Here is a 12,653-nt window from a genome sequence, read left to right as displayed (position 1 = left end):
CCCTTGAACAGTGCCAGCGTGGGGATGCTTCGGATGTTGAAGCGTGCGCCGAGTGCAGGAACCGCCTCGGTGTCGACCTTCGCGAGGCGCACCCGGGGCTCGAGCCGGGCCGCCGCCTGCTCGAAGCCCGGTGCCATCTGGCGGCACGGCCCGCACCAGGGGGCCCAGAAATCGACCAGCACCGGAATCTCGTTGCGCGCCACGTGGCGGTCGAAGGCTGCCTCGTCCAGGGCGGAGGAGTGGCCGGTGAACAACGGCCGATGGCAATGGCCGCAGTCGGGCGCACTGCCGAGCTGCGCCGCCTGCACGCGGTTCGTGGTGTGGCAATGCGGGCAGACGATGTGAATGGTGTCGGTCATGGCGTCTCGATCGGCGGACTTGCGGTTCACGGCACCTGGGGGCGCGAATCGGGAGATGCAAGATCCTGAAATCATAAACACTCTGTTACAGGAGTTTTATTTCGTGATATTGAGAACCCCTTCGACCGCGCTCGCCATCGCGGCAGCCCTCTCCATGGTCGCTGGTTGCGCCGGCCCGTCCAGGAACCAGGACCAGACCGCCGCCGCAGCGAACTCGAAGTTCACCCCGTTGCAGATCGGCATGAGCCTGAAGCAGGTTACCGACTTCGCGGGCCAGCCCACCGATTCGGGCGCCTACGTCACCGACAAGGCTTTCATTCCGTTCTACTCGGCGGCGATCGCAGCCGGATCGAACTGGCCTACAAGGGCCAGGGACGCCTGATCTTCGCCGGCGGCAACCTGGGCAACATCTCGGGCGGCAACCTGGTCTGGATCATCCACAACGCGAACGACAGCGGCTACTGGTGATGCCTGGCGGATTGAAGCAAGTCAATCCGCCAAAACTATCGCATAGCCGCCGGCCGCTGCGGAATCAGCCCGCCTTCATCACCTGCGGCGGCGTCCAGGTGCCCTTGGACCGTGGTCCTACTGGGGCCCAAGGTCGCGCCCGAGCGCAGCGAGCGTGAGCGGATCGCGCTCGCCGGCATACAGGCGCTCGAGCACCTGGGCGAAGGCGGGTTCCGAGGCTGCGGCCGCCTCGAAGAGGGTCATGCAGGAGCGCAGCTTGAGGTCGTCGGGAGAGCCGAAGATCTGGTGGGCACTGCGGCCCTCGACCGCGAGCACCAGCCGGCTGCACTCGACCAGGCGCGGGCCGAGCAGCGCATGGGCGGCATAGGCCCGGGCCTCGGCGAGGTCCTCGAGGCCGTAGAACGCCGCGGTCGCGCTGCGCCCCAGCGAACGCAGCTGCGGAAAGACGAACCACATCCAGTGGCTTGTCTTGCGACCGGCCTGCAATTCGCGGCGCACCGCGTCATAGACCGGCACCTGGGCCTCGACGAAGCGCTCCAGGTCGTCGCCAGCAAGGCGCGGCGGCGCCGGCATGGCAAGCTCCTACTTGCGCACCTTGGCGACCTCGGCCATCAGTTCCTTGACGGTCGAGTCGCCCACAGTGGCGGTGTGCTTGTCGATCACCGGCTTGACCTTCTCACGCAGCTTGGCGACCTCCGCCGGGGGCAGCTCGGTGACCGTCATGCCGGCCTTCTTGAGCGCCTCGAGGGCGCTGTCGGCGGCGCCGCGCGAAGCCTCGCGCTGGAAGGTGGTGGCCTCGGCGGCTGCGTCGGTGATGATCTTCTTCTCGTCCGCGCTCATGCCGTCCCAGGTCTTCTTGCTGATGATCAGCGCCTGTGGGTTGTAGATGTGGCGCGTCTGAGTCAGGTACTTCTGCACCTCGGCGAACTTCGACGACAGGATCACCGTGTTCGGGTTCTCCTGGCCGTCCACGGCCTTCTGGTCAAGCGCCGAGTAGAGCTCGGGGAATGGCAGCGGCGTGGCGTTCGCGCCCAGCGTGTTGAAGAGGTCGATGTAGATTGGCGACTGGATCACGCGGACCTTGAGCCCCGCGATGTCATCGGCCTTGGCGACCGGCCGCTTGCTGTTCGTCAGGTTGCGAAAGCCCAGGTCCCAGTAGCCKAGCCCGTGCAGGCCTTTGTCGTCCAGCTTGGACAGCAGGCTCTTGCCGAACGCGCCGTCGGTCACGGCATCCGCCTCCTGGGCATTGTTGAACAGGAAAGGAAAGTCGTAGACCGCGAACTCCTTGACCTGCGCGCCCAGGATGCCGGCGTTGAGCACGGTGACCTCGACGGTGCCGCCCTGCAGCGCCGACACCGTTTGCAGGTCGCCGCCGAGCGAGCCGCCCGGGAACAGCTTGACCGTGATCTTGTTACCGGACTTCTGAGCCACCAGGTCAGCGAACTTCTGCGCCCCCTGCGCCTGCGGGTGGCCGGTCTGGTTCTGGAACGCAAACTTGAGCGTGCGCTCCTTGACCTGCGCTTGGGCGCCGGTCAGGGCCAGCACGGCCGCCAGGGCGACCAGGGTGTTGCGAGCGATGTTTTTCATGAAGAGTCTCCTATTTGTTGATGTCTCAGCCGCCGAAGAAGCGGGCCGGCCAGATCACGAGCCACGGGAACAGCACCATCAGGAACATGACCGCGAACTCGGCGATCATGAAGGGCACCACGCCGCGTGTCACGTCGTCCATCGAGATCTTGCCCACGCCGGCCACCACGTTGAGCACCGTGCCGACCGGCGGCGTCACCAGCCCAATAGAGTTGTTAATGATGAACAGCACGCCGAAGTACACCGGATCGATCCCCGCGGCCTTCACGATCGGCATCAGCACCGGCGTCAGGATCAGGATCGTCGGCGTCATGTCCATCGCGGTGCCGACGATCATCACGAGGATCATGATCGCGATCATCAGGATGATCTGGTTGCCCATGAAGGGCTGCAGCAGGCCCACCACCTTGGACGGCAGGTCGGCCACCGTGATGAGCCAGGCGCTGACCATCGCCGCGGCGATCAGGAACATCACGATGGCGCTGGTCTTGGCGGCGCCGACGAAGACGCGGTAGAGGTCGCCCCAGGTCAGCTCGCGGTAGATCACGGTCGAGACGAACAGCGCATAGACCGCAGCCACCACCGCCGCCTCGGTCGGCGTGAAGACCCCCATGCGCAGGCCCACCAGGATGATGAACGGCAGCATCAGCGCCCACAGGGCCTTGCGGAACGCCGTGAAGATCTCTGCGCCGGACTTGCGCGGCGGCGGCACGATCTTCTCCTTGCGGACCAGCCAGGCCCAGGTCAGCCAGAGCGCCGCGCCGATCAGCAGGCCCGGCACGATCGCCGCCAGGAACAGCTTGGAGATCGAGACGTTGGCGGCAACGCCGAAGATCACCAGCCCGATGCTCGGCGGGATCACCGGACCGATCACGCCGGTGGCCGCGATCAGCCCGCCGGCGCGTGCCTTGTCGTGCCCGGCCTTGACCATCATCGGCAGCAGCAGCGCGGTCAGCGCCGCCGCGTCGGCCACCGCCGAGCCGGACAGCGCCGACAGCAGGCAGCCGGCCAGGATGGTGACGTAGCCCAGTCCGCCCTTGATGTGGCCGACCAGCGCGAGCGCGAAGTCGACGATGCGCTTGGACAGTCCCCCGACGTTCATGATCTCGCCGGCCAGCATGAAGAACGGAACCGCCAGCAGCGGGAAGCTGTCGGCGCCGCCGATCACGTTCTGCGCCAGGATCTGGGCATCGAACAGGTCGAGGTGCCACATCAGGGCGACGCCGCTTGCCAGCAGCGAGAACGCGATGGGGATGCCCATCGCCATGGCCAGCAGCAGCGAGCCGACGAAGACAAGAATCGTCATTTGTGGCTCCCTTGCGCATCGCCCGAAACCGAGCCGAGGATCTCCTTCAATTGCACCGCCTCCTCGGATTCCTGCACCATGACCAGTTCCTCATCGGCGAGCTGGCCGCTCAGCAGCCGCCACAGATCGAGCGTCAGGATGAAGGCGGCGAGCACCGAGAACACGATGCCGACGCCATAGACCACCGCCATCGACGCGCCGGTGACAGGCGCCGTGACATCCCAGTTGATCCGGGTCTGCGCCAGGCTGCCCTGGAACAGCAGCCAGACGATGTAGAGCATCACGGCGTGGCTCGCCGCGAGGCAGAACTTCTTGCCCGCGGGCGGCAGCTTCTGCACCACCATGTCGACACCCAGGTGGCCGTGTTCCTTGAGCGCGACCACCGCGCCCAGGAACGTCACCCAGATGAAGAGCCAGCGCGAGACCTCCTCCGACACCGTGATGCCCGAGTTGAAGCCGTAGCGCAGCACCACGTTGCCGAACACCAGCACCACCATCACCGCGAGGAAGAAGGCGATCACGGCCTCGATGCTGGAACAGATGCGGTCGATCCATCGATTCATGTTGTTTGTCTCTTGTGAACCGCGGTCCCGACGCTCAGACCGCGGCTTCCCGGTTCATATCGACCAGGGCTCGCAATGCTGCCAGATAGGACTGGGGTCCGAGCCCCTGGATGGTCCCCTTGACCGCCGGCGAAATGATGGAGTGGGCGCGCCACGCCTCGCGCGCCGCGATGTTCGACATGTGGACCTCTAGCATCGGAAATGGCATCGCCTTGATCGCGTCGTGCAGCGGCACGCCGTGCTGGGTCAGGCCGGCCGGGTTCACCAGCGCGCCTTGCGCCTCGTCGATGTTCCGGTGCAGGAAATTGATCAGCTCGCCTTCGATGTTCGACTGGACGATGTCCAGCGTGACGCCGAGTTCGCCGGCCAGCTTCTCGAGCCGGGCGTTGATCTCGGCCAGAGTGGTCGTGCCGTAGATGTGGGGTTCGCGGCGCCCGAACAGGTTCAGGTTCGGGCCGTGCAGGACAAGGATCTTCATGGTGCGGCCGCCTTGCGGATGCGGGCGAGTTCGTCGTTGTAGAGCTTGACGATCGCCGGGTCGTAGCTGGCCGCGAACTTGTCGACCACGGGCTTGGCGATCTGGCGCATGCGGGCCTGCTCGGCCGGCGCCACCTCGTTGAACTGCATGCCCTTGGCCTGCAGGTCGCCGACCGACTTCTGCGCCGCCGCGCGGCTCACCTGCCGCTGGTAGCCGCGGGCTTCGTCAGCCGCCTCGCGCATCCACTTCTGCTCGGTCGGGCTCAGCGAATCGAAGAACTTCTTGCTGACCAGCACGATGTTCGCTGCATAGACGTGGTTGGTCGCGCTCAGGTACTTCTGCACCTCGAAGAACTTGTTCGACAGGATCACCGAGAACGGGTTCTCCTGGCCGTCCACCGCCTTCGCTTCCAGCGCGCCATAGAGCTCCGCGAAGGGCATCGGCACCGGGTTCGCCTGGAAGGCCTTGAAGGTCTCGAGGAACACCGGGTTCGGGATCACGCGGATCTTCAGGCCGTCGAGGTCCTCGGGCTTGGCGATCGGCCGCTTGCTGTTGGTGACGTTGCGAAAGCCCAGGTCCCAGTAGCCGAGCGCGACCAGGCCCTTCTCGGGCAGCTTGGCGATCAGCGCCTGCCCCAGCGGGCCGTCGAGCAGGGCGTCGGCCTGCGCGAAGGTGCTGACCGCGAACGGGAAGTCGACCAGGCCGAATTCCTTCACGATGCCGGCCAGCGAGGTGGTGGCCGGGGCCGACATCTGTTGCACGCCGCCTTGCAGCGCCGATTGCTGCTGCAACTCGTTGCCGAGCTGCGAGGCCGGGAACTCCTGCACCTTCATCTTGCCGCCGCTCTTCTTGGCGAGCAGCTCGGCGAAGCGCTTGACGCCGAAGCTGACCGGGTGGTCGGCATTGTTCAGGTGGCCGAAGCGGATGACGCGCTCCTGCGCGCCCTGGGCCAGGGCCGGCATGACCAGGGCGAGCGAGAGGCCGGCGCCGGCCAGCGAACGAAGTAGGAATCTCAAGGCGGTCTCCAGAAGGTGATGGGCGATGCGCCACGATCATAGTGACAAGTGGAAATGTTTTCCACAAGGGAAAACACTTGTCAGATTCCGGAGTAAAGTTGCGCTGACATGAGCGCAATACTGGAACGCAGCTTCAAGTTGATGGAGCACCTGGCGGCCCATCCCGAGGGACGGCCGCTCTCTACCCTGGCCGGCGACCTGCAGATGCCGCTGAGCGCGACGCATCGGCTGCTGGCCGAGCTGATCCGCTGCGGCTACGTGCGCCAGGACCAGAGCCACGGCGACTACATGCTGACCATCAAGCTGGTCTCACTGGGCTTGAGCTTCCTGAGCAACAGCGGGATCGTCGACGTCGCCCAGCCGCTGCTCGACCGGCTGGCGGCCGAGTCGGGCGAACTGGTGCGCCTGGCGGTGGTCGACGGCGACGAGCTGACCTTCGTCGCCAAGGCGCAGGGCGCGACCCGGGGCCTGCGCTACGACCCCGACATGGGACTGTCCGTGAACCTTTCCTGCAGTTCGGCCGGCCATGCCTGGCTGTCAACCATGAGCGACGAGCAGGCCCTCGAACTGGTGGCCCGCCAGGGCTTCGGCAAGCCGGAGGACTACGGCCCCAGGGCGCCGACCACGGTGAAGGCGCTGCTGGCCTACCTGCGGGCGGCGCGCAAGCGCGGCTTCAGCATGATCAACGAGGTCTTCGCGCCGGCCATGACCGCGATGGCGGCGCCGGTGCGCATCGGCAACGGCGCGGTGATCGGCGTCATCACGATCGCCGGCCCGCTGGTGCGGCTGACCGAGGAACGGATGCTGGCGCTGGGGCCGGTGCTGCTGGCCACCGCCGAAGAGGTAGCCCACGCCAGCGGCGCCTCGGCGCTGTTCAAGCGCCGCGCCTGACGCGCCCGCAGCGGAGCCGCCCACGCGCGTTCGGCGCACTCGGCGCATCCGCGCCGACCGCCGCCGTCCGCCTTCCCTGCTGCTGAACGACGCCGTTTCCCGCCCCCGTCCAAAAGGAATAGGAGCGCCGCTGACGTTACAAAAGGCATACGCAATCACGAAAGTCACGAAATGAGGTATTTGAGAATATAAACACAAAGTACTCATCTACTCGGCGCGAGCCATCGAAGCCATGTCTAGCCGCTGTCCGTTCCATCTGCAGCTGGTCGCTGCTTCCGTGACTGCCCTGTTGTCGGCATGCGGGGGCGGCAGTGGCAGTGGCGACAACACCGCCGGCCTGCTGGCCGCGGGAATCCCGAACCAGGCCAAGGGCGAGTCGGGAGAACAGGCGGTCGCCCCCGAGGCGACGCCTCCGCCAGCGCCTCCGCCGGCGACGGGAACAGAGGCGGAGGCGGCGGCGGCCAGACCGCCCGGCCCGCGGTCGGTGCGCACGCTGGCCGACATCGCGCGCGAGGTGGCGCGCGAACGCGACAGGCCGGCGCCCATCGACCGGGGCGAGCCCTCCAAGACGACGGCGTCCGAACAGAAGGACGGGCCGGGAACGCTGGGCGAGTGGTCGACCGCGGCGAGCTGGCCGATCAACGCGATCCACGCCATCCTGACACCGGACGGCAAGATCATGAGCTACGGCACCGACCCGAGCGGGGTGCAGGGTGCGCAGCTCTATTACGACGTGTGGACTCCGACGACCAACGCCCATGCGCTGCTGCAGCACAGCACGCACACCGATCTCTTCTGCAGCGCCCAGGCGATGCTGCCGACTACCGGCCAGGTGCTGCTGGCAGGCGGCGACACGCGTGGCCYGAACAACGGCACGCCGGTCAACTGGGGCGTGCGAGACACCAACCTGTTCGATCCGGTGCTGCTCGAGTTGAAGGCCTCGGGCACGCCGATGCAGTTCGCGCGCTGGTACGGCTCGCTGTTTCCGCTGGCGGACGGTCGCGTGCTGGTGGCGGCCGGCATCAACGAGACCGGTGCCGGCTCCGGGCCGCCTGAACTCTACACGCCGGGCTCGGGCTGGAGAACGCTCTCCAAGATCACTTGGCCCGCCGACTGGTTCTACCCGCGCGGCTTCCTCGGGCCGGACGGCAAGATCGTGATCGCGAGCGGCAGCACGCTCTACCGCCTCGACGTCGAGGCGGAGACGATGAACATCATCGGCACGCTGCCCCGGGACATCGACTGGATGATGCCCTGGGCCCTGTTCGACCGCGGCCGGATGATGCTGGTCGACGAAGCGGGCGGCGCGGTGGTGGTCGACGTCAACGGCGGCACGCCGGTCATCACGCCGATCGCCGGCCCCGGGACCAATCGCGTCTGGGGCACAGCCACCGTGATGGCCGACGGCAAGGTTGCCGTCACCGGCGGCTCCTCGCAGGACAACCTGCTGACCAACACCGCCTTCACGACCCTGATCTGGGACCCGGCGACCAAAACCTGGACCACCGGCGCATCGGCCGTGAAGCCTCGGCTGTACCACTCGACGGCGCTCCTGCTACCCGACGCCACCGTGCTCTCGGTGGGCGGTGGCTCGCCGGGCCCTGTGGTCAACCTGAACGCCGAGATCTACTCGCCCCCGTACCTGTTCGACAGCAATGGCCAGCGGCAGGCACGTCCGATGATCGACTCGGCGCCGGCCAAGGTGGACCTGGGCTCGACCTTCAACGTGTCGGTGGTGTCGGGCCGGACGATCCAGCGCGTGACCTTGATCCGGACCGGCTCCGTGACCCATTCAACCAACTTCGAGCAACGCTTTCTCGAGCTGCCTTTCACGCAGCAGACCGGCAGCTCGAACCTGAGCGTCACGCTGAACGAAGGACCAAACACGGTCCCGATCGGCTACTACATGCTGTTCGTCATCGACAGCGCCGGCGTGCCTTCGATCTCGAAGATCGTCAAGGTCGATGCCAACTGGGCGGCTGCGTCCGACCAGGGGCAGACCTTGACGCTGCCGACCCCGACCACGGTGCGCTACGGCACCGGCAGCCGGTGGGTGCAGAAGAGCGCCTCCGGCACCCTGGCGTGCAGCAACGAATACTTCGGCGCCAACCCTGCCCCCGGAACCGCAAAGACCTGCCAGGTGCTGGCACCGCTGGCCGCCAGCGTCGTGCGGGGCACCGAAACCCCGGCGGGCGACAAGCTGGTCGGCAACGAGGGGGCTGCGTTCAGCATGGCCGTTGCGAGCTTGGTGAGCTTCGGAGCGGACACGCGCTGGATCAGCAAGATGGTGTCGGGGGCCGCAAGCTGCTCCAGCACCTTCTTCGGCACGGACCCCGCACCGATGACCGCGAAGGTCTGCTATGCCAGCACATCCCCGACCTCGGCTCCGCCGCCCCCGCCGCCCCCACCGCCGCCGCCCCCGCCTCCGCCGCCACCTCCACCGCCGCCCTACATTACCCTGGCGCCGGAAGGCGGCAGCTTCACCGTCGCGGCCGGCACGCTCGTGCGCTACGGCGCGGACACGCGCTGGATCGAGCGGACCGTGAGCGGCACCGGGACTTGCACCAACGCCTTCTTCGGCTCCGATCCCGCGCCCTTCACGGTGAAGTCCTGCACCACGCCGTCGACCGCTCCAGCGCCAGCGCCGGCCCCGGCCCCGGCTCCAGCTCCAGCTCCAGCCCCAGCCCCAGCCCCAGCCCCAGCTCCAGCTCCAGCTCCAGCCCCAGCCCCAGCTCCAGCTCCAGCTCCAGCTCCAGCTCCAGCTCCAGCTCCAGCGCCGGCCCCGGCCCCGGCCCCGGCCCCGGCTCCAGCTCCAGCTCCAGCCCCAGCCCCGGCACCAGCGCCGGCCACGACCCTGGCGCAGGAAGGCGGCAGCTTCACCGTCSCGGCCGGCACGGTCGTTCGCTACGGTGCCGACACACGATGGATCACGAAGACCGTGTCCGGCACCGTGAGTTGCACGAACGCCTCCTTCGGCGGCGACCCCGCGCCCTTCGTTGTCAAGTCCTGCGTCACGGGCTGAGCTCGGGCAGGCGTCGCCTCAACGCAGCGCGGAGCAGAACACCGCGCCCTTGTCGGCCCGCGGCTGCAGCCGGATGTCGCTGCCGTGCAGTTGCAGGATGCGCTGCACGATGACCAGCCCGAGGCCGCCGCTGCGGCCGGTCGARGTCGATAACAGCGGMCGCGTGAAGAGGCTCTGGCGCAGCTCGCCGGGGATGCCCGGACCGGTGTCGCTGATCTCGACCGCCACGCCCTCCCCATCCGCGCGCAGCACCACGGCGATCTCGCCGCCCTCGGGCGTGTGGCGGATCGCGTTGTCGAGCAGGTTGGTCAGCACCCGCTCGATCAGGCCCAGGTCCGCCGTCACCACCGGCAGCCCCGAAGGGATGTCCGCCACCACCCGCTGCCGCCGCGCCTCGGCCGCCAGCTCGAACTTCTGGAACACGTCTTGCACCAGGTCGGCCAGCGCGAAGCGTTCTTTCTCGGGCTTGACAACCCCATACTCCAGCCGTGCCAGCTCGAACAGCTCCTGCGCCAGCCGCCCCACCTTGCGGCTCTGCCCGAGCGCGATCTCGAGGTAGCGCCGGCGCTCGGCCGGCGCCAGCGTGTCGGACTTTATGAGCAGCGTCTCGAGGTAGCCGTGCAGCGAGGTCAGGGGCGTGCGCAGGTCGTGCGAGATGTTGGCGAACAGCTCGCGCCGCTGCTGGTCCTGAAGGCCTGGCCCAGCATGGCGATCTCGTCGCCGCCGCCCTGCCCCGCGTCCCCCAGCGACGGCGCGGCGCCCTCCAGGGCGGCCGCGCCCTCGCTGTCGAACTGGCAGACCGCTGCGGTCAACCGCCTCAGCGGACGCGTGATCAGGTGGAACGCCGCCAGCCCCGCGAGCAGTCCCAGCAGCGCGACCAGCGCGATCGACCACAGCGTGGTGCGCAACACGCTGCTGGCCGCCACGTTGGCCGCCAGCGCCTCGCGCTCTTCGCCCGACTGCACCACGTACACGAAGCCGGCATCGCGCCCGTCGATCTTCAGCGGCGCCGCGCTGAAGACCTTGCGGCGGCCCTCGGCCCGTGGGTCGTCGCCCAGCACCGGCAACGGTGCACAGTCCAGCAGGCGGTGGATCGGTGCCAGGTCGACACGGTCGAGCTTCAGGTGCCCCGGCGGCGCCGCCTGCGCCTCGATCCGACCATCGGGCGCCAGCATGTAGACCTCGACGCTGGGATTGACGGCCATCAGCTTGTCGAACAGGTCGTGCACCCCCGCGCGGTTGAGCGCACCGCTCTCCATGAAGATCGGGTTGCTGGCCGCGATGTGGGCCGCTAGGCCGGCCGAGAGGCGCTGTGTGACCTCCTGTTCGTGGCGCCCGCTGGCCTGCATCTGCAGCYAGGCCGAGGCGCCGCAACAGGCCAGCAGCAGCAGCGCGAACACCAGCGACAGCCGTTGCGAAAGGGTGCCGCGCAGCCTCATGGGGTCGCCTCGTCGGTGCCGCCCGGCGCCAGCTTGTAGCCGCGCCCACAGATGGTTCGGCGGCAGTTGAGTCGCCTCGTGCGACTCGACGCTGCTGGAGCGCGCGGCCGTGTTCATTTCGAACCGAGCCCAATCTTTGCAAACGACCCTCTTGAAGGACCCTTGAAATGAACCCGCTTTCCGCAACCCTCCTGGCCACCTGCCTGGCCCTCGGCTCGCTCGCGGCCTTCGCCACCGACGACATGAAGAAGGACGAGATGACCAAGCATTCGATGGCCAAGGACGGCATGAAGAAGGACGCGATGGGCAAGAGCGACGCCATGAAGAAGGACGCCATGAAAAAAGACGAGATGAAGAAGTAGCCCTCGCGCCCCGCTGTCGACGAGGTCCTCCATGCTCTTCTTCCTTTTGTCGTACCTGGCCGGCGCGCTGACCCTGTTCGCGCCCTGCATCCTTCCGGTCCTGCCCTTCGTGTTCGCCCGGGTCGACCTGGCGAACGACTACGGCCGGATCATGGGCGTGGCGCTGGTCGCGCCGCGCTGGGCCGACCGGCTCGGCCGGCCGCTGGTGGCGCTTGGCGCGCGCCTCTCCGGCGCGGCAACCTCGGGCCCCGGGGCCGCGCGCCGCCCGGCCCTCGCCTCCTTCGTTCTCGGCGCCGCCACCGGCCTGCTGTGGGCTCCGTGCGCCGGACCCATCCTCGGCCTGGTCCTGACCGGCGCGGCGATCGAGGGCCCGAGCCTGCGGACCGCCCTGCTCCTGCTCGCCTATGCCGGGGCGGCCAGCGCGCTGGCCCTGGTGCTGCTGGCCGGCGCCCGGATGCTCGGGGCGGTGAAGCGCCTGGCCAGCATCGGCGAAGGGTTCCGCAGGGGGCTCGGCGTCGCCGTGCTGGCCGCTGTCGCCGCGGTGGCGCTCGGCCTCGACACCGGCTGGCTGGCGCAGCTGTCGCCCGCCGGCGGCGCGGCGATCGAGAAGACCTTGCTGCAACGCCTGAAAGCGCCGACGCCGCTCGCCGCCGGCTTCATGCCGGTCCAGGCGCGCGCGGCGGCTCCGGTCCCCCTCGACCTGCCGGTCGAAGGCAGCCTGCCGTCCGCTGACCGGCGTCGTCGACTGGCTCAACTCGCCACCGCTGTCCACCGAAGGGCTGCGCGGCAAGGTGGTGCTGGTCGACTTCTGGACCTTCGGCTGCATCAACTGCCGCAATGCGCTGCCCTACGTGAGCGAATGGCATCACAAGTAACAAGGACCAGGGCCTGGTCGTGCTCGGCGTGCATGCGCCTGAATTCGCCTACGAGAAGAATATCGGCAACGTGACGAAGGCCGTGGCCGACATGGGCATCGGGTTTCCGGTGGCGATCGACAACAACTTCGCGATCTGGCGGGCGTTCCGCAACAACTACTGGCCGGCCCTCTACCTCGTGGATGCCGAGGGCCGCATCCGCTTCCATCATTTCGGTGACGGCGAATACCAAAGGTCGGAATTGTGATCAAGCAATTGCTCGAGGAGGCCCGAAAGGAGGGCAAGCG

General features: G+C 67.9%; 11 protein-coding genes and 2 pseudogenes. 5 read left to right on the top strand and 8 right to left on the bottom strand.

Features of this window, described 5'->3' with window-relative positions; all coding sequences use genetic code 11:
- Window positions 1-359, bottom strand: a 359-nt coding sequence (locus AC1DY5_RS04585; RefSeq protein ID WP_478109025.1) for a thioredoxin domain-containing protein, incomplete at its 3' end; no start/stop codon positions are given.
- A gap of 55 nt (window positions 360-414) precedes the next feature.
- Here AC1DY5_RS04585 and AC1DY5_RS04580 point away from each other — a divergent pair.
- Window positions 415-741 (top strand): hypothetical protein, encoded by a 327-nt coding sequence (locus AC1DY5_RS04580; protein ID WP_478109023.1) that lies wholly within the window; start codon window positions 415-417, stop codon window positions 739-741.
- A 203-nt stretch (window positions 742-944) separates the two neighbouring features.
- On the opposite strand, the gene AC1DY5_RS04575 is transcribed toward AC1DY5_RS04580, so the two are convergent.
- From AC1DY5_RS04575 to AC1DY5_RS04550, 6 genes are read right to left on the bottom strand one after another with little or no spacing between them, the layout of a single operon-like run.
- Window positions 945-1,400, bottom strand: a complete 456-nt coding sequence (locus AC1DY5_RS04575; RefSeq protein ID WP_478109021.1) for a DUF1810 domain-containing protein — start codon at window positions 1,398-1,400, stop codon at window positions 945-947.
- A 9-nt stretch (window positions 1,401-1,409) separates the two neighbouring features.
- Window positions 1,410-2,414, bottom strand: a complete 1,005-nt coding sequence (locus tag AC1DY5_RS04570; RefSeq protein ID WP_478109019.1) for a TRAP transporter substrate-binding protein — start codon at window positions 2,412-2,414, stop codon at window positions 1,410-1,412.
- A gap of 25 nt (window positions 2,415-2,439) precedes the next feature.
- Window positions 2,440-3,720 (bottom strand): TRAP transporter large permease, encoded by a 1,281-nt coding sequence (locus AC1DY5_RS04565; RefSeq protein ID WP_478109017.1) that lies wholly within the window; start codon window positions 3,718-3,720, stop codon window positions 2,440-2,442.
- Window positions 3,717-4,283, bottom strand: a complete 567-nt coding sequence (locus tag AC1DY5_RS04560; RefSeq protein ID WP_478109015.1) for a TRAP transporter small permease — start codon at window positions 4,281-4,283, stop codon at window positions 3,717-3,719. The genes AC1DY5_RS04565 and AC1DY5_RS04560 overlap by 4 nt, the downstream gene beginning before the upstream one ends.
- A 34-nt stretch (window positions 4,284-4,317) precedes the next feature.
- Window positions 4,318-4,761 (bottom strand): type II 3-dehydroquinate dehydratase, encoded by a 444-nt coding sequence (locus AC1DY5_RS04555; protein WP_478109013.1) that lies wholly within the window; start codon window positions 4,759-4,761, stop codon window positions 4,318-4,320.
- Entirely contained in the window at window positions 4,758-5,777 is a 1,020-nt protein-coding gene (locus AC1DY5_RS04550; RefSeq protein WP_478109011.1) for a TRAP transporter substrate-binding protein, read from the bottom strand. The genes AC1DY5_RS04555 and AC1DY5_RS04550 overlap by 4 nt, the downstream gene beginning before the upstream one ends.
- A gap of 108 nt (window positions 5,778-5,885) precedes the next feature.
- On the opposite strand from AC1DY5_RS04550, the gene AC1DY5_RS04545 reads away from it, so the two are divergent.
- On the top strand, window positions 5,886-6,668 hold the full coding sequence (locus tag AC1DY5_RS04545; protein WP_478109009.1) for an IclR family transcriptional regulator: 783 nt from the start codon (window positions 5,886-5,888) through the stop codon (window positions 6,666-6,668).
- Window positions 6,669-6,900: 232 nt separating this feature from the next.
- Window positions 6,901-9,690 carry a galactose oxidase-like domain-containing protein gene (locus tag AC1DY5_RS04540; RefSeq protein ID WP_478109006.1) on the top strand — a complete coding sequence of 930 codons (2,790 nt, stop codon included), beginning with the start codon at window positions 6,901-6,903 and terminating at the stop codon, window positions 9,688-9,690.
- 18 nt (window positions 9,691-9,708) lie between these two features.
- Here AC1DY5_RS04540 and AC1DY5_RS04535 read toward each other — a convergent pair.
- Window positions 9,709-11,129 (bottom strand): annotated as a pseudogene (locus tag AC1DY5_RS04535) (sensor histidine kinase).
- Window positions 11,130-11,296: 167 nt separating this feature from the next.
- On the opposite strand from AC1DY5_RS04535, the gene AC1DY5_RS04530 reads away from it, so the two are divergent.
- Window positions 11,297-11,491 (top strand): pentapeptide MXKDX repeat protein, encoded by a 195-nt coding sequence (locus tag AC1DY5_RS04530; protein ID WP_478109004.1) that lies wholly within the window; start codon window positions 11,297-11,299, stop codon window positions 11,489-11,491.
- A 31-nt stretch (window positions 11,492-11,522) separates the two neighbouring features.
- A pseudogene (locus AC1DY5_RS04525) lies at window positions 11,523-12,607 on the top strand (cytochrome c biogenesis protein DipZ); the annotation flags it as partial.
- Window positions 12,608-12,653 lie beyond the last annotated feature (46 nt).

Source organism: Variovorax sp. P4_D9 (assembly GCF_056401695.1).
Note: the sequence above shows the minus strand (reverse complement) of the source record. Positions and strands in the feature narration are given on the sequence as shown.